16 protein-coding genes are annotated in these 16783 nt (G+C 63.8%); 6 read left to right on the plus strand and 10 right to left on the minus strand.

Annotation, left to right across the window (positions count from 1 at the left end):
* Nucleotides 1–21 precede the first annotated feature (21 nt).
* Genes J1N02_RS02755 through J1N02_RS02765 form a run of 3 tightly spaced genes read right to left on the minus strand, consistent with a single transcriptional unit; the run spans nt 22 to nt 4191 of the window.
* The gene (locus J1N02_RS02755) at nt 22–1083 is read right to left on the minus strand and encodes a lipocalin-like domain-containing protein (RefSeq protein ID WP_421147126.1); all 1062 of its coding nucleotides are present in this window, start codon (nt 1081–1083) and stop codon (nt 22–24) included.
* Nucleotides 1073–3535 (minus strand): FtsX-like permease family protein, encoded by a 2463-nt coding sequence (locus J1N02_RS02760; RefSeq protein WP_419480539.1) that lies wholly within the window; start codon nt 3533–3535, stop codon nt 1073–1075. The genes J1N02_RS02755 and J1N02_RS02760 overlap by 11 nt, the downstream gene beginning before the upstream one ends.
* The gene (locus J1N02_RS02765; RefSeq protein WP_419480538.1) at nt 3532–4191 is read right to left on the minus strand and encodes an ABC transporter ATP-binding protein; all 660 of its coding nucleotides are present in this window, start codon (nt 4189–4191) and stop codon (nt 3532–3534) included. The genes J1N02_RS02760 and J1N02_RS02765 overlap by 4 nt, the downstream gene beginning before the upstream one ends.
* Nucleotides 4192–4465: 274 nt before the next feature.
* Here J1N02_RS02765 and J1N02_RS02770 point away from each other — a divergent pair, with 274 nt between their 5' ends.
* The 3 genes from J1N02_RS02770 to J1N02_RS02780 all read left to right on the plus strand — a co-directional run bounded on the left by J1N02_RS02770 (nt 4466) and on the right by J1N02_RS02780 (nt 8503).
* Nucleotides 4466–5134, plus strand: coding sequence for a histidine phosphatase family protein (locus tag J1N02_RS02770; protein WP_419480537.1), 669 nt, complete (start codon nt 4466–4468; stop codon nt 5132–5134).
* A gap of 193 nt (nt 5135–5327) precedes the next feature.
* Nucleotides 5328–6983 (plus strand): lipid IV(A) 4-amino-4-deoxy-L-arabinosyltransferase, encoded by a 1656-nt coding sequence (gene arnT, locus J1N02_RS02775; RefSeq protein WP_027606151.1) that lies wholly within the window; start codon nt 5328–5330, stop codon nt 6981–6983.
* Complete coding sequence (locus J1N02_RS02780; protein WP_421147127.1) at nt 6983–8503, plus strand: ArnT family glycosyltransferase; 1521 nt, start codon at nt 6983–6985, stop codon at nt 8501–8503. The genes arnT and J1N02_RS02780 overlap by 1 nt, the downstream gene beginning before the upstream one ends.
* A gap of 104 nt (nt 8504–8607) precedes the next feature.
* Here the strand turns inward: J1N02_RS02780 and J1N02_RS02785 are convergent, their stop codons facing one another.
* Entirely contained in the window at nt 8608–9012 is a 405-nt protein-coding gene (locus J1N02_RS02785) for a RidA family protein (protein ID WP_027606149.1), read from the minus strand.
* A gap of 47 nt (nt 9013–9059) precedes the next feature.
* Nucleotides 9060–9653 carry a LysE family translocator gene (locus J1N02_RS02790; protein ID WP_098479983.1) on the minus strand — a complete coding sequence of 198 codons (594 nt, stop codon included), beginning with the start codon at nt 9651–9653 and terminating at the stop codon, nt 9060–9062.
* Between the two features lie 248 nt (nt 9654–9901).
* On the opposite strand from J1N02_RS02790, the gene J1N02_RS02795 reads away from it, so the two are divergent.
* Nucleotides 9902–10099 carry a DUF6124 family protein gene (locus tag J1N02_RS02795; RefSeq protein ID WP_262382148.1) on the plus strand — a complete coding sequence of 66 codons (198 nt, stop codon included), beginning with the start codon at nt 9902–9904 and terminating at the stop codon, nt 10097–10099.
* Between the two features lie 261 nt (nt 10100–10360).
* Here J1N02_RS02795 and J1N02_RS02800 read toward each other — a convergent pair whose 3' ends face one another.
* The 5 genes from J1N02_RS02800 to J1N02_RS02820 form a co-directional block, all read right to left on the minus strand.
* The gene (locus J1N02_RS02800; RefSeq protein ID WP_098479981.1) at nt 10361–11293 is read right to left on the minus strand and encodes a pyridoxamine 5'-phosphate oxidase family protein; all 933 of its coding nucleotides are present in this window, start codon (nt 11291–11293) and stop codon (nt 10361–10363) included.
* 79 nt (nt 11294–11372) lie between these two features.
* Entirely contained in the window at nt 11373–12257 is an 885-nt protein-coding gene (locus tag J1N02_RS02805) for a LysR family transcriptional regulator (RefSeq protein WP_414887524.1), read from the minus strand.
* Nucleotides 12257–13177, minus strand: coding sequence for a LysR family transcriptional regulator (locus J1N02_RS02810; protein ID WP_098479089.1), 921 nt, complete (start codon nt 13175–13177; stop codon nt 12257–12259). The genes J1N02_RS02805 and J1N02_RS02810 overlap by 1 nt, the downstream gene beginning before the upstream one ends.
* Nucleotides 13178–13195: 18 nt before the next feature.
* Nucleotides 13196–13828, minus strand: coding sequence for a glutathione S-transferase family protein (locus tag J1N02_RS02815; protein WP_027606144.1), 633 nt, complete (start codon nt 13826–13828; stop codon nt 13196–13198).
* Nucleotides 13829–13932: 104 nt separating this feature from the next.
* A complete protein-coding gene (locus J1N02_RS02820; protein ID WP_169899068.1) occupies nt 13933–14805 on the minus strand; it encodes a LysR family transcriptional regulator in 873 nt (290 codons plus the stop codon).
* 135 nt (nt 14806–14940) lie between these two features.
* On the opposite strand from J1N02_RS02820, the gene J1N02_RS02825 reads away from it, so the two are divergent.
* Together J1N02_RS02825 and J1N02_RS02830 are read left to right on the plus strand one after the other, a co-directional pair.
* Nucleotides 14941–15714, plus strand: coding sequence for a glucose 1-dehydrogenase (locus J1N02_RS02825; protein WP_092354689.1), 774 nt, complete (start codon nt 14941–14943; stop codon nt 15712–15714).
* 14 nt (nt 15715–15728) lie between these two features.
* On the plus strand, nt 15729–16781 hold the full coding sequence (locus tag J1N02_RS02830; RefSeq protein WP_169899018.1) for an L-idonate 5-dehydrogenase: 1053 nt from the start codon (nt 15729–15731) through the stop codon (nt 16779–16781).
* Nucleotides 16782–16783 lie beyond the last annotated feature (2 nt).

Genomic DNA, 16783 nt, shown 5'->3' on the forward strand with positions numbered 1-16783 from the left:
TTTTGTAGGAAATTTCTTCATCTAATACCCGGTCATCTCCAGGTACCCCACCCCACCCTCAAACCGCACCGGCCCTTCCCAATACGGAATACTCAGGTTCATCCAGGCCTTGGGGTTGACGGCCTGGGTGGTGATATCCAGCTGCTTGCCGGGAATTTTCAGCGACCAGCGTGTGGGAATCTGGCGACCGTCGATCGCCGTGGTGTCCAGCGGTGCCAGTTGGATATCGGCGTTGTGCAGGGTCTGGGTGTGGCCTTCGCGGTCGATCCAGGTGCCGGTCAGGTAGGACGCGCCGTCGGTTTGCCGCACCCGAAACAGCATCAACTGCTCGCCACGGTCCAGGTGCAGGGAGAACCAGTCCCAGCCGGTCTGGCTGGCGGTCAGCGGTTGGCTGCTCCATTCGCGGTCGAGCCACGCGGGGCCGCTGACCTGGTACGTCTTACCGTCGATGCTGACATTGCCCTCGGCGGTAAAAAACGGCTGGCTGTAGTAGTACGACGCCTGGCCCTGATCGGATTTGCGGCTGTAGCCGTTGTCGCCTTGCAACACCAATGGCCGGCTGGAGGTGAGGCGCAGGTCGTAGGCAAACTGCGCACCGCTGGCCTTGAGTTGCATGTCCGCCAAGGCGCTCGCGGCACCGGGCTGGCTGGCGAAATTCCAGTCGTCGATCCAGGCGTTGAACGGCACTGCCTGCGCCCCGGCCTGGCCGACGCCGCCGCGGGCGAAGCGTTCGGCAGCGTAGTGGCGGGTGGCGGAGGTGACGGCGGCGTGGCCGAGCCATACGGTCGAGTCGTGCCAGCCCGCCTGCGTCGGCCCAGCCTTGAGGGCGTTGCGAAACAACGTCCATTGCACGCCGAACACATTGCCCTGGGCGTCCTTGAGGTTGGCGGTGACGTACCACCACTCGATCCGAAAGCCATCGTGGGAGCCGTGGTCTTCGGGAAAGCTGAAGACCTTGCCGGACAGCACCTGGGCAAAGTCGGCGGCGTCACTGCCCAGGCCGGCGAAGCTTTCCTGGGGCGCGGGGACTTTGTCGCAGGCCGCCAGCAGTAATAACGCACACATCAACGCCCTAATCTTCATGGGCAAACGTCCTCAACAAATCCGCCGGACGGCTGCGGTACAGCTGCCATAGGGGCCAGGCCGACGCCAACAACGTGGCCAACATCGCCAGCCCCAGCAATTGTGCGAGCTGCCACGGGAACACTTGCAACGGCAGCCGCCAACCAAAGGCCTGCACGTTGATCACCGCGTCCAGGCACCACGCCAGCAACAGCCCCAGGGGCAATGCCAGCAGCAGCGTGAGCACCGCCAGCAGCCAGGTTTGCCCCAGGTTCAGCAGCATCAATTGCCTGCGCGTCACCCCCAATGCCCACAGCGGGGCGAGTTGACCGAGGCGGCTCTGGCTCTGGGTCAGCAGGCTGATGAACAGCGCTACGCCGGCCACGCCCAAGGTCAGGCTGTTGAGCGCGGCGGTGGCGGCGAAGGTGCGCTCGAACACCTGGCTCGACCAGCCCTTGAGTTGCTGTTGATCGACGATACGGCTGTCTTCCAGGGCAAAGGCGCGCTGCACTTCAGCCACCAGCGGCGCCACGTTTTCTGGCAACACCCGCAGGTTGAAACGCGCCGGTGCCAGTGTCGGCCAGTGGGCCAGCAGGTGCCGGGAATTGACCAGCACGTGGCCCTTGGGGTTGCCGTAATCGGCATACACCCCCACTACGGTGGGCGACCACACCCCCTGGGGCGTGGGAATGCTCACCGTATCACCCAGCGTCACCCCGAGCCGCCGCGCCAGTTGCTCGCTGAGCATCAGGGTCTCGCCTTGCTGCAACTGGTCCCACGGCGCCCTCGCCGCTTCCAGCAACGGCCAGTGCTGGCGATAGGTCGGGTCGTCGACCACGCCAAACAGATCCGCTGGCCAACCCTGCAATTGCACCGCGACCTGCCAGGTGGGCAACACGGTTTGCACCAACGGTTGCTGCGCCAGCCAGGTGCTGAGTTGCTCTGCCTGGGCCGGGTTTTGCGGGTTGAGGTACAGCTCGGCGGTGAGGCGTTGCTCCAGCCAGTTATTGAACGTGTGACGAAAGCCCGAGGTCATGGAGCCCGCGCCGATATTCGCGGCCAGGGCCAACAGCAGCGCCATCAATGCCAGGCTCAGGGCCGGCAATTGTTGGCGGCAGTCAGCCAGGAACCACTGGCCGAGTACCGAACGGCTGCGCCCCAGCAGCGCCTCCAACAGGCCATTGAGCAGCACCGGCAGGCCCAGGGCGGCGCCGAGCAGCAAGGCCGCCATCAACACAAAACCGGCGGCCAGGCTGTCGCCCAGCCATAACGCCAACAACGCGATCAGCAAGGCCGTAGCCGCGACCCAGCCCTGGCGCCGCAACCAGCGCCCATGGGCCTCGTGCCAGGCCTGGGCGTTGGCCAGCGCCAGCAACGGCAAACGCGCCGCGCGCCATAGGCTGCTGGCGCCGGCAAGCAAGGCGCCGAGCAGGCTCAAGCCCAACCCTGCCGCCCACCACCAGGGACTCAAGCTCAATTGGCCCGGCACCTCGGCGCCATACAAGCCACGCAGGCTGGCGGCCACATCCGGCAGCAACAGGCTGGCCAGCAGGTAACCACTGGCGACGCCGAGCACGCCCCCCAACAGCGACAACGCCCCCAGCTCCACCCCCAGGCCGAGGATCAACATCCGCGCACTCACCCCGCAGGCGCGCAAGGTGCGCAACAACCCGCGCCGTTGCTCCAGGGCCAGACCGATGGCCGCATGCACGATAAACAGCCCCACCACAAACGACAGGAAACCCAATGCATCAAGGTTCAGGTGAAAGCTCTCGGTCAGCCGCGCGAGGTTATTCTCCTCGCCCTGCTTGAGCTGCAGCCCGGCGGGCGGTGTGGGATGGCGAGCGGCAAAGGCCTTGTCCACCAGCAGGCGCGAGAGCTGGCCGGGCATCTCCAGCAGCACCTGGGCAAACCCGATATCGGTGAGCAACAGGCCGGGCGCCATATCCGCCTGGACTTGCAATGGCGGCAGGCGCTGCCCATTCAGCGTGAGCGGTTGCTGGCCCTCGCGCAGCCCCAGGGCCTGCAAGGTGTGCGGCGCAATCCAGGTACGCCCCGGCGGTTCAAAGAAAGCCAGCATCTGCGCCTGGCTCAGGCGCTGCCCCGCCACCGCGCCGCTGCCGGGCAACGACAGTGGTTCGATGCCCATCAACTGCAGGCGCACGTCCTCATGCCCCTTGAGTTGCAGCCGCCCCTGCACCACCGGCGACACCGGCCACCCGGCACGACGCAGTTGGGCAAACAGCGTTTGCGGGAAACTGGCGGCGTCCGGCGCACTGAGGCTGGCCTGGGGTTCGCCGCCGATCAATTGGCTGGCGCGCGCGTAACTGTCGCGGGCCTGGCTGTTGAGGGCCTGCACCCCGGTCAGCAGCGCGGTGGCCAGCCACAGGCCGGTGAGCACGCTGAAGAACTGCACCGGATGCTGTCGCCAATGGCTGAGCAAGGCACGCAAGGTCCAGTAAAACACCCTCACGTCGGCATGACCTGTCCATGATGCAGCACCACTTGCCGGTCCAGTCGGGCGGCGATGCGTGGGCTGTGAGTGACCATCAACAGGCTGGTGGGACTGTCGCGCAGCAGGTCCAGCAGCAGTTGCAGGACCTCGTCGCTGGTGGCTTCGTCGAGGTTGCCGGTGGGCTCGTCGGCCAACAGCAAACCCGGGCGCGAGGCCAACGCCCGCCCGACCGCCACCCGTTGCTGCTGGCCGCCCGAGAGTTGTTCCGGGTAACGCTTGAGCAAGTCCCCCAGGCCCAGGCGTTCGACCAATTGCGCCTGCCACTGCGGGTCAAAACGCCCCGCCAGGCGGGCCTGGAACGCCAGGTTGTCGTCGACGCGCAAGCTGCCGATCAGGTTGAACTGCTGGAACACCAGGCCAATCTCAGTGCGCCGCCAGTGGGCCAGTTGCGCCTCGCTCATCTGGTCAAGGCGCTGCTCACCCACCTGGATGCTGCCGCCGTCCACCCGATCAAGCCCGGCAACCAAGTGCAGCAGGGTGCTCTTGCCGCTGCCGGACTCACCCATCAACGCCAGGCTGCTGCGCCCCCCCAGGTGCAGGTCGACCCCCGCCAGTACCGCCAACGGGCCCTGGGGGGTGGCGTAGCTTTTGAAGACACCTTGCACCTGCAACATGGGAACACTCATCGGATGGCTGGCAATCGAGAATAACGGCTGAGGATCAAGGCCACGCAAATTTTTCACATGGTTTTCACCGGCCGCCCACCCACCGCACTTTAAATTGCCGGCCAAGCGTCACTCGTCGACAACTTATTAGTTGCCACGCCTGGCAACTTTTAACCGCAGCATGTTCAGCGAAAAGACAGCCACCCTGTGACAGCCTCGCGCTTCACTTCGGGCACTTGCCGACAAGTTGCGCCTAATTAATACAACACAGCCGATAGTGACCATGGTGAATGTAGTGGTTGACCTTACCCTGATTAAACCACGCTCGCGCCGAGCCTTTTTCAAGCGCCTCAAACCGCTTTGGCTCGGGCTTACGGTGGTCGCCGTGCTGCTCACTTGCGCGCTGTTCTGGCCGACCTCCCCACGGGACCTCGGCGTGGGCAACCGCCTGCTGACGTCCCAGGTGCTGCCGCTGTGGCGCGACGGCGACCTGATCGTACTGGTGCGTCATGAAGAGCGCTGCGACCGTTCGAGCAACCCGTGCCTGGGCCCGGTGGAAGGCGTGACGATCAATGGCAGCCAACACGCCGAAAACCTGGGGAAAGCCTTTAAATCCCTGGGTATGGACGGCACCGACGTACTCTCAAGCCCCGCCATTCGCACGGCCCAGACCTCGCGTTTCATGTTCGGCAAAACCGACATGACCTCCAGCGAACAAGCCGTCTGCGGCAACGCCATGGGTGAAGAACTGCTCGGCCACAAACAGGCTGGACGCAACCTCGTATTCGTCACCCACAGCGGTTGCATCGCCGACTTTGAAACCGCCCTGGGCTTCCCCCACGCCAAGTTTTCCGAGTACGGCAGCGCGCTGTTCGTGCAGGTGCTGGCCAACGGCAAGTTCAAGGCCCTGGGCATCATGAAAAACCAGGACTGGCCTGCCGCGCTTAAATAAATCCACGTCATTCCCTTCCCGCCACTACGGCTTATGTTCAGCAAAAAGACAGCCCTGTTCTGGCATGTTTAGTTGCGTCCTTAATTAAGGTCGTTATGACTATTTCCTGTTATTTAGTGAACGCCGTGACGACTTTCACCATTACTTCATTAATTGAAAAAAACACCATCAGACGTCAAGGAGCGACGTTTTCATGACTCGCCTGAACCCCCTGCCGGTACTCTTGCTGGCCTTCGTCGCGTTTTATCTGTTGCCACTGGGCCTGCACGGTTTGTGGATACCGGATGAAACCCGCTACGCCCAGATCAGCCAGGAAATGCTCCTGAGCGGCAACTGGGTGGCGCCGCACTTCATGGGCATCCGCTATTTCGAAAAACCGGCCGCCGGTTACTGGCTGATCGCCCTGGGCCAGTCCGTGTTTGGCCAGAACCTGTTCGGCGTGCGCATCGCCTCGGCCCTGACCACCGGCTTGAGCGTGCTGCTCGCTTACCTGATCGCCCGTCGCCTGTGGAACGACCCGCGAAAAAGCTTCGCCTGTGCCCTGCTCTACCTGAGCTTTGGCCTGGTGGCCGGGCAGGCGGGGTATTCCAACCTCGATCCGCAATTCACCCTGTGGGTCAACCTGAGCCTGGTGGCGCTGTGGTTTGCCCTCGACAGCAGCACCCTGCGCAGCCGCCTGGGCGCCTGGGCCGTGCTGGGATTTGCGTGTGCCATGGGGTTCATGACCAAGGGTTTCCTGGCGTGGGCGCTGCCGGTGCTGATTGCCGTGCCCTATATGCTCTGGCAGCGCCGCCTGGGCGAGTTGCTGCGGTATGGCCCGCTGGCCATCGGCGTGGCTGTGCTGGTGTGTTTGCCCTGGGTGCTGGCGATTCACACTCAGGAACCGGATTTCTGGCGCTTCTTTTTCTGGAATGAACACATCCGCCGCTTCAGCGCCGATAACGCGCAACACGTGCGGCCCTGGTGGTTCTTCCTGCCGATCATGGCGGTGGCTTGCCTGCCGTGGGCCGGGCTGCTGCCCAACACCCTGTACCAGGCCTGGAAAGAAAAGCGCCAACCGGCAATCGCCTTCCTGGCCCTGTGGTTGCTGCTGCCCCTGGGCTTGTTCAGCCTGAGCAACGGCAAGCTGCCGACCTACATCATGCCGTGCCTGCTGCCCCTCGCATTGCTGATGGGGCATACCCTGAGCGAGCTGGTCAGCCAGGGCAAAACCCGCACCCTGCGCCTCAATGGCCTGCTCAACTTCGTGATCGGCATGGCCGCCATGGTCGGGCTGATCTACCTGCAAATCGCCAGGCCGCTGTACAGCAACAGCCATGCGGAGATGTTCAGCCTGTCCCTGGCGTTTATCGTGCTGCTGGGCTGGATCCTTGCCAACCTGCTGCAAAGCGTGCGGCCGCTGACGCTGTGGGCGATGCCGGCCTTGGGCATCGGCCTGCTGGTAGTGCTGCTGCCGTCAAGCATGCCGGCCTACATCGCCGATAACGAAATGCCCGACCAATTTGTGCTGGAGCATCTGGATGAGTTGCAGCACACCCACGCGCTGCTGAGCAATGAACTGGAAAGCGCCAGCGCCTTGGCCTGGCGCCTGCAACGACCCGACGTGGCGCTGTATGACACCGAAGGCGAGTTGCGCTACGGCTTGCAGTACGCCGGTGCGGTCACACGCAAAGTGGAGTTGGAACAGGTTCAGGGCTGGCTCAAAGAGGCGCGCCAGCACGGCTCGGTCGGCGTGCTGCTGCGAGTCAACAGCACCAGTGAAATGCGCGAGGCCGGGCAATTGCCGCCCGGAGGCAAACGCTACTACAAGGGCTACCTGGAACTTATCCTCTACCCGCAGGCGCCATGATGCCGGGTTATTTCAAGACCGAACGCGGCGCCCTGCTGCTGTTGCTCGGCGTCTCGGCCCTGCTGCTGCTCACCGGCCTGGGCGCACGTGACCTGTGGGGCCCGGAAACCCGCTGGGCGAATATCGCCTTGCAGATGCTGCAGAGCGGTGACTATTTCGATCCCTATCTCAAGGGCGTGCCCTATTACGACAAACCCCTGCCCTCCTACTGGCTGATCACTGGCGCGGCCCACCTGGCGGGGGGCCTCGGGCCCTGGTCGTTGCGCCTGCCATCGGTGATCGGCGCGTGGTTGAGTGTGTGGCTGGTGTACTTGATCGGCGAACGTTTGTTCCGCAAGGGCACGGGGCTGATCGCCGGCTGGATGCTCGCCACCACGTTCTACTTCCTGTTCTGGGCCCGCGTGGCCACGGCGGATGTGCTCACCGTGTGCGGCGTGCTGGCAGCCGTCGCCTGGTATTGGCGCGGCCCCGACGACACACGGCTGTGGCGCTACACGGTGTTTTTCCTGTTGCTGGCCCTGACGTCGTTGTTCAAGGGCCTGATCGGCTTCGTGCTGCCCGGTCTGGTGCTGTTGCCGCACCTGCTCGGCGAACAGCGCTACAAGCGCCACCTCAACCTGCGCCTGCTTTTGGCCGTACTGATCGCCGCCGCGGTGTACGCCGTGCCGTTCGTGCTGTCGCACGTCTACGGCGCACCGGCCTATGGCGCGAGCGGCCTGGCCTTGGTATTCCGGGAAAACGTGGTGCGTTTCTTCGACCCGTTCGACCATATGGGGCCGATCTACACCTACCTGATCTACCTGCCCGCCTACACCCTGCCCTGGACGCCGTGCTGGCTGCTGGGCCTGTGGCTGGCCGTGCGGCACTGGCGTCACACCCCGCCGAACGTGCGCTGGCTGGTGTGGGGCCTGGGCCTGCTGTTTGTGTTCTTTACCGCCAGCGGCAGCCGGCGCAGCTACTACGTACTGCCGCTGGTGCCGTTTGCCCAGTTGCTGGCGGCGTGGTGGCTGAGTGAACGCGTGTTGAAAAAGCCCGCCAGTTGGCCGCGCTGGCAGAAAGGTCTGGGGATCGCTGCCGCACTCATGCTGTTGATCCTCGGCGTGGCCTATCCCTGGTCCAACGGCAACGGCGGCGTGACCCGCTTCGCCGAGGATGTGCAAGCCGAGGCCGTGAAAAGCGCACCCTGGAACCAATGGCAAATGGTGCTGGTGGAAGTCGACAACAAGGTCCCGATGTACCTGCAAAATGGCGGCAAGCCGTTCTACTACATCGCCGAGACCCAGGACTTTCCCCGCCAGGGTGACACCGCCGCCTTCATGGCCTGGCTGGAAAAAACCAGCGGCCAGACCTTCGACCCGCACCGTACGATCATCGTCGCGCAGTTTTCCAAGGATGATCCGACGCCGCTGGCGTATCTGGGTGCGGATCATCAGGTGATCACGACCCAGCCGGACAATGGCGAGCGGTTGTTTCAGAAGCGTGACGAGGGCAGTGTGGCGTTTATCCCCACGTCACGCTGATGGCTGCGTATCAGCTGCGCGTGTACCGCACCGGCCGGGGCGGAGGACAGTGAGCCGCTGGATCATGGCAAACAGGTTTTGGCGTGAACATGCTTGTCGTGGCCTTATTTCGGTGAAATCACCGCCTCCGCCTCGATTTCGATCAACCACTCCGGCAACGAAAGCCCACTGACAATAATCCAGGACGACGGCGGCGGGTTATGGGGGAAGCGCTCACGCAGCGCCTGGGCGATAAGCTCCTGCCGATCACGTGCGGACTCGACGATATACAGCCGCAGCATTACCACATGGGACAAGTCACCCTCGACCTCCGCCAGGATTTTTTCGATATTGTCCAACGCCGTATCGGTTTGCTCGGCAATGCCTGGACCGACCGTACGCTCCTGGGCATCCACACCTACCTGGCCGGAAAGCAGAATACGCCGGCCATCAGGCACTTCGATGGCTTGGCTGAAGCCGTATTGCAGGGAGTTGAATACGCTCTTGGGATTGATGACCTTGGGTTGCATGACGAGTCCTTGTTGTCGGTAGAAGTGCAAGGCTAACGTTAAAAGTCTTACGTCTCCAGAACGCGAGCCAACTGCCAGGCAGCAAAAGCAATGAGACAACCTCCGCTGACGCGGTTCAAAAAGCCGAAATCGAGCGGGTCAGCAAGCGCCCTCTTGATCATTGCACCAACGAGCGCGTACAACATCTGCCCCGACAATGAACCCAGCAGAAAACCCAGCAAATTCAAGTACATTCCATGCCTATAGAGCAGCGCCTCACTGGCGATGACATAGGAAGAAATCGCAGCGATAGTTAAAGGGCTGGTCAACGTCAGCAGGAAAACCGGGATGAACCCTGTTGCTCGTTTGGCCAGGGAGGTGGCTGCGGATTTCTTGAAAGTGATTACGCCCAAATAAAAGAGGTAGGCAATCGCCGCCCACGTTAGCAATTGGCTGTTGGCGGCCCAAAACGCTTCAACGGCTCGCAACCCCGCGAAGGCGACAGCTGCAAACACTGCATCTGCAACTGCCGCCCCGAAAACCGCAGGTAAAGCGCTAAGGAAGCCGAAGGTGAAGGACTGCCTGAAAATGATGAAGGCCACAGGGCCGAAACTGATGGAGAGCACCAATGCAAACAGCGTTGATTTCCAGAGGTCTTGCACTTGATTCGCCCCCCCCTCTTGTCTTTCGAAAGTAAGCCCAACAGCAGTTCGTTCGCAGTTGACGCTACCAAGCAAATCTCATCGAAAATAGCTGGCCTAACGGATAGGTGGTAGCAAAATGGAGGTGCTCATTCGTAGGAGCTTCGCCATGAAGAAAGTCACACCTAACCCTCCACCTCGGATGACGATCCGCAAATCCCCCCCGATGTCATCTCACCGTCCGTCCCGGCCTGAGTACGGAAGCCGCCTTGAACAACGCCAGCGAGATGCTTGAATCGGCTACGGTCTGCGCGTACGACTGCGCCGAACGCCTTGACAGTCACCACCGCAGGCAGGTGCTGGCATTGGTGCAGATGATCGAGATTGCGCAGTTATTGGTGGATGAAGCCCTTAACCGGGAATGCCGGTGCCCTGATCACACAGCGCAAATCCAAGCAGCGCAGTAAAGCCCCCTGTGGGAGTTGTCGAGCTTCAGCGAGGCTGCGATGGGGCCGGATCAGGTGGTCAATTCGTCCGCATTCTTGTGGCGAGCGGGCTTGTCTCGCGTTGGGGTACGAAGCGCCCCTATGAAGATGAATGAGGTGTATCAGGCATGCCTCTGCGCCTGGTTTGGGGGCCGCTGCGCAGCCCCACGCGGGACAAGCCCCCTCACCACAGAGGGAGTTCCCCCATTTGCTCTTCAACAGGCCGTGATAAATACGCTGACGCTACCAACCGCCCATCGCCAGGCTGAACGGCGAAAACTCCGCGAACTGCCAGCGCAAGGCCAACGCCGCCGGGCGGCGGACCACGTGGTCCACGGTCACCGTCCAGAGCCGCTGCGCGCCCTCGAAGCGGGCGACTTCAGGGCCGTCGAGGATCAGCGAGGTATGCCCGGCGATCTGCAGCACATCCCCCGTTTCAAAGTCGATAAACAGCAGCCCCGCCACCGGGTTGGCCGCCAGGTTGCCCAGGGTGTTGAAGAACAGGTTGCCGGCAAAGTCCGGGATGGTCAGCACGTCGCCCTCCACGCGCACGAAGCCGGTATTACCGCCGCGATGGGAGACGTCCACCGAGCGTTCGCCGTCGACCTCCACGTAGCTGGCGACGAAGAAGGTGTCGGCGTTGCGGATCATGCTTTCGGCAGCGGCGTCCAGGCCGTCAAGACGCTCGACCCGGGTGCCGGGTTTACGCGCAATCCCATCGACCGGCCGCAGCTGGATGTATTTGGGGCAATTGCCGTAGGTCTGCACCACGTCGACCGACAGGCCCTCGTGATCGAGCGCGCCGATACGCCCATTCATGCGGTTGCGCCGCCGGGTGTTGAGGTCGATACCCAGCAGACCCACGGCAGCGCCCTTGTGCAAGGCGGCGCGGGCCGGGTCGCTGGCAGAGGGCAGGCTGTCAATCTGCAACGTATAAGGGTCGGGAGAGTGGACGAACCCCGGCGCGCCTTCAATCAGGGTCGCCCAGGGAATCCCCTGTTCATCCACCACGCCAAGCACCAGGTAGGGCAACAGCGGATAAAAATCCCGATGCTGCTCCGGCAGGTGATCGCGTATCACCTTGGGCCCGACCACCGCCATGCGCTCGGCCACGCCGACCGCTGCTTGTAACTGCCGTTCGCCGGCATGCCAGGGGGATTGTTCAATAGGGTTCATGGTGATCACCTCCAGTGGGTTGCCCCCATGCTGCGCCTCGCCAGCCAAACGCAGAATACCCAGCCCAGGCAATCCACTGTTACGCCAACTGAAATGCCGGATGCTCACGCAGCGCCGCCACGCAATGATCGACAAAACTGCGCACACGCATCGGCCCATGGCGCCCTTCGCCGTACACCACATGCACCGGCAGGGGCGCTGGCTCATAGCCCCGCAGGACGCGGCGTAACTGGCCGCTGAGCAGATGCTCATGCAGCGGATAGCTCAAGCAACGCACCAGCCCCGCGCCCTGCACCGCCGCATTGATCGTGCCTTGCACCGTGGCGCAACTCAGCCGCGCGCGGGCCTTGAGCTGGCACCCCTGGAACGCCCAATGCACCGGGTCGGCAGTGGCGATCAGGCGATGCCGCTTGAGGTCGTCCGGGTGTCGGGGTTCGCCGTGCGCCGCGAGGTAAGCGGGACTGGCGCAGAGGATCTGCCGCACGTGCCCGACCGGCCGCGCGATCAGTGAGGAGCTGGGCAACTCGCCGACCAGGATCGCCACGTCCAGCCCCTCTTCGTGCAGGTTGGGGTAATAGTCGTGGTAGTGGGCGGTAAGCTGCACCGCCGGATAACGATCCATGTAGCTGGCCAACAGCGGCGCCATCACATAGCGGCTGAACAGCAACGGCATGAACACCCGCAGATTGCCCTGGACCTGTACATGCAAGCCGTTGGCCGAGGCTTCGGCGGCGTCCACGGCGGCCAGCAGCCGCACGCAGTCGGCCATGTAGACAGTGCCCGTGTCGGTAAGGCTGACACCCCGCGTGCTGCGTTGCAGCAACGGTACGCGCAGGCGTGCTTCCAAGCGGGCGATCGCACGCATCAATGTCGGCGCCGAGACCTGGGCTGCACGTGCGGCCGAGGCCAGGCTCGGTTGCTCGGCGAGCGCGGCAAACAGCTGCATATCGCGATAACGCTCCATCAACCGCGCCGCTTCATCGCCGGATTCAAGGCCGTGTCCTGGCCCAGGCGATGGCTGAGGAAATCCACAAAGGTGTGGATCTTGGCCGGCACGCGCGCGCTTTTCTGGAACACCACCTGGATCGGCAACGGGGCCGGCTCGAAGTCCTCGAGGACAATTTCCAGCTCGCCGGCCGCCACCGCCGCCGCGACCTGATAGGACAGCACCCGCGTCACCCCCCAGCCCAGGCGCGCCAGGTTGATCGCTGCGTTGTTCGCCGAGACCACCAGGCGCGGTTCGATGGGCACCGTCAGCGGCTGGCCGGCGTCGACAAACGCCCACTCACTCACCAATCGGCTGGAGGACAGGCCGACGATCTGCGCCGCAGGCAATTGCCCGGGGTGCCGGGGGCGGCCGTGCTGGTCGAGATAGCCGGGCGAGGCGCAGACCACCCGGCGTACCTCGCCCACTTTGATCGCCTGTTGCCCCGGCTCATGCAGATGGCCGATGCGCACAGCCACATCGATACCCTCGTCGGTCAGGTTGACCACCCGATCCACCAGCAAGGCATTGATATTCACCAGCGGAAAACGGTCGAGGTACTCGCCCAGCACCGGCGCCACATACAACTCGCCAAACAGTACCGGTGCGGTCACCGTGAGGTGGCCGCAGGGGATCGAATAACTGCCCGCCGCCGCTTCTTCGGCTTCGTCCAGCTCGGCGAGGATGCGCCGGCAATCTTCGAGGTAACGCTGGCCGGCCTCGGTCAGGTGCAGGCTGCGGGTGGTGCGCGCCAGCAGCTGGGTGCCGATGCGCGCTTCCATGGCGGCGATGGCCCGGGTCACGCTGGGTGGCGAGGTGTTCAGGCGGCGCGCCGCGGCGGCAAAGCCCTCCTCCTCGGCCACCGCCAGGAACACCTGCATTTCGTGAAATCGGTCCATCGATGCGCCTCAGCAACGTTAATGTGATTGCAACCCTACCGCCGTACGCGGCATGCCCACAAATCCCGGCAAGGCCTCGATGCTGGCAAGCCAGGCGCGCACCTTAGGGTAGTCGGCCAGCGACACATTGCCTTCCGGCGCATGGGCCACGTAGGTGTAGAACGCAATATCGGCGATGCTCGCTTGCTCCCCCGCCAGGAAGCGGGTTTCGCTCAGTTGCTGCTCCACCAGTGCCAACAAGCCATGGGCACGGCTGATCGCCGCCGCCGCATCCACGTCGGCACCGAACACCACGGCCAGCCGTGCGGTGGCGGGCCCGGCGTGCAGCTCGCCGGCGGCCGCCGACAGCCAGCGCTGTACGCGCGCCTGCCCCACCGGGTCGCTTGGCAACCATTGGCCCTTGCCGTATTTCGTGGCGAGGTAGACCAGGATCGCGTTGGAATCCGCCAGTACGGTGCCGTTGTCGTCAATCGCCGGGACCTGGCCGAAACGGTTGATGGTCGCAGTGAAGTCAGCGCTTTTATGCGCGCCTTGCTTGAGGTCCACCAGGATGAACTCGCTGGGCAACCCCAGCAGGGACAGCATCAGCTCGGCCCGATGGGAATGGCCGGACAAGGGGAAACCATAGAGTTTGATCGCAGGCTGGGACATGTAAGGCTCCAAAGGGTGGGGGTTTGACACCGGCATGTTCCACCGCTGCGCCGACCACTGGAATCACCAGCTTTTACAATCCAGCATTTCAGCGGATGAAACAATCACTCGCCAAACAGTTCGACGATCAACGCAAACAACGTGGTCTTTACCGCACTGTCCAACGTGGTCCAGGCCAACCCCGTGCGCGCCTGGAACGCCCCCAACTCCAGTGGCCGCGACACGCAATTGGCCGGCAACGCCCGCGCGGCCTGCTGCGGCAGTACGCCGACGCCCAACCCGGCGCAGACCAGCGCGAGCATGGTGGTGAACTCGCCCAGTTCGGACGCGATCTGCAAAGGGATGCCCACGGCCTGGATAAATTCGTCGTAGAACCCGGGCGCATAGCGCCGCGCAAGGATGTACACCGGCACGTCGAGCAGGTCGCCGGGCTGGATCGACGCCTGGGCGGCCAGCGGATGATCCATCGGCAGGGCCACGCAGAACGGCTCGCGCAGCACCACGCGGGTTTGCACCCCGGGGTAGGCGGCGGGCAGGCGCATCAGGCCGAAATCCAGGCGATCATTCTTCAGCGCGGCGGCTTGATCGGGGCCGGGCATGTCCTTGAGTTCCAGCTCGATCCGCGGGTAGCGCTGATGCACCGTGCGGATCAACGCGGGTAACAGGTGCGGCAATACCGACGACACAAAGCCCAGGCGCACCCGGCCGATTTCCCCCCGGTTGGACGCCCGCGCCGCCTCCGCCGCCCGAGCGGCCTGGTGCAGGGTCGCCTGGGCTTCGGGCAGGAACACCCGACCGGCATCGGTCAAGGTCACCGAGTGGCGATTGCGGTCCAGCAGGCGTACGCCCAGGCCAGTTTCGAGCAGCTTGATCTGCATGCTCAGGGCCGGTTGCACAATCGACAACTGCGCCGCCGCCCGGCCGAAATGCAGCTCCTGGGCCAGTACCACAAAGGCGCGCAAGTGCTTGAGTTCCATCGAGCCTCCCCGGTTATCACCGATATTGATCAACCGATCATAAATAAACATTGGACCTGCGCCCTATACCGGAGTGAAGTTAAGCCCATCAGCCATTGTTTTGATTATCACAAGCGCGCCCGGAGAAACATGCCCATGCAAAGCGTTCTAGACACCTTTCGCCTCGATGGCCGGCTGGCGCTGGTCACCGGTTCCAGTGCCGGTATCGGCCTGGCCATCGCCCGAGGCCTGGCCCAGGCCGGTGCGCGAGTGGTGCTCAACGGGCGTAACCGCAGCACCCTGCGCGACGCCGCCGCGCTGCTGACCCTCGAGGGCCTGGAGGTGCACACCGAGGCCTTCGACGTCACTGACAGCGCGGCGATCCAGGCCAGCGTGGCCGCTATCGAGGAACGCCTCGGGCCCTTGGACATCCTGGTCAACAACGCCGGCATGCAGCGCCGTGGGCCGCTGGAAGACTACAGCGAGCAGCACTGGCGCGAACTGATCAGCACCAACCTCGACAGCGCCTTCCTGGTGGGCCAGGCCGTGGCGCGGGCAATGATCCCGCGCAAGCGTGGGCGCATCATCAATATCTGTTCGGTGCAAAGTGAATTGGGCCGCCCGGGCATCGCGCCGTATGCGGCGAGCAAAGGTGCGTTGAAGATGCTCACCAAGGGCATGGCCATCGACTGGGGCCCCCACGGGCTGACAGTCAACGGTATCGGCCCCGGCTACTTCAAGACCGAGTTGAACGCCAACCTGGTGGCCAACCCCGAATTCAGCGACTGGCTGGTGCAACGTACGCCGAGCCGACGCTGGGGCGACGTCGCTGAGTTGGCCGGTGCGGCAGTGTTCCTGGCCAGCGATGCCGCGAGTTTCGTCAACGGTCATATCCTCTATGTCGACGGTGGCATCACCGCGTCGCTGTAACCCTGGAGAACCTTATGCATGCCATTGTCTGCCACGCCTCAAAAGACCTGCGGGTCAGCCCCCAGGACGAACCTCACAGCCTGGGCCCCGAGCAACTGCGCGTGCGCATCGCCCGCGGCGGCATCTGCGGCTCGGACTTGCACTATTACCAGCACGGCGGCTTCGGCACTGTGCGCCTGCGCGAGCCGATGGTGCTCGGCCACGAAGTCTCGGCAGTGATCGACGCCGTGGGCTCCGACGCCGGCCGGTTCAAGGTCGGCCAACGCATTGCCGTATCGCCCTCGCGCCCGTGCGGTGCTTGCCGTTATTGCCATCAAGGCCTGCCCAACCACTGCCTGGACATGCGCTTCTACGGCAGCGCGATGCCCTTCCCGCATGTCCAGGGCGCGTTCCGCCAGAGCCTGGTGATCGAGACGCATCAGGCACATCTTTTGGCCGATCATGTCAGCCTCGCCGAAGGTGCACTGGCCGAACCGCTGTCGGTGGGGTTGCATGCGATCCAACGGGCCGGCGCGGTATTCGGCAAGCGCGTGCTGGTGACCGGTTGCGGCCCCATCGGCAACCTGCTGATCGCCGGCCTGCGCGCCGCCGGTGCGGCTGAAATCGTCGCGGTGGACCTGTCCGCCAGCGCCCTGGCCTGCGCGGAAAAAATGGGCGCCACGCGCACCCACAACATTGCCGACGGCATCGACGCGCTCAAGCGCTACACCGCCGAGAAGGGTTACTTCGAGGTGATGTTCGAAGTCTCCGGCAGCGCCCAGGCCCTGCGTAACGGCCTGGACTGCATCGCCCCGCGCGGCGTGCTGGTCACGGTCGGCTTGGGCGGTGAGGTGTCGCTGCCGCTGAACCTGCTGGTCAGCCGCGAGATCGACCTGCGCGGCACCTTCCGCTTCCACAGCGAGTTTGCCCAGGCGGTGGACCTGCTCAATCGCCAGGTCGTCGACGTACGCCCGGTGATCTCACACACGCTGCCGTTTGAGCAGGCGGTGCAGGCGTTTGAACTGGCGGCGGACAAGACCCAGGCGATGAAGGTGGTGTTGGATTTTGGCGTGGTGGATGTGGAGTAAGG

The sequence above is a fragment of the Pseudomonas sp. NFX5 genome, assembly GCF_049132125.1.
Lineage (GTDB): Bacteria > Pseudomonadota > Gammaproteobacteria > Pseudomonadales > Pseudomonadaceae > Aquipseudomonas > Aquipseudomonas marginalis.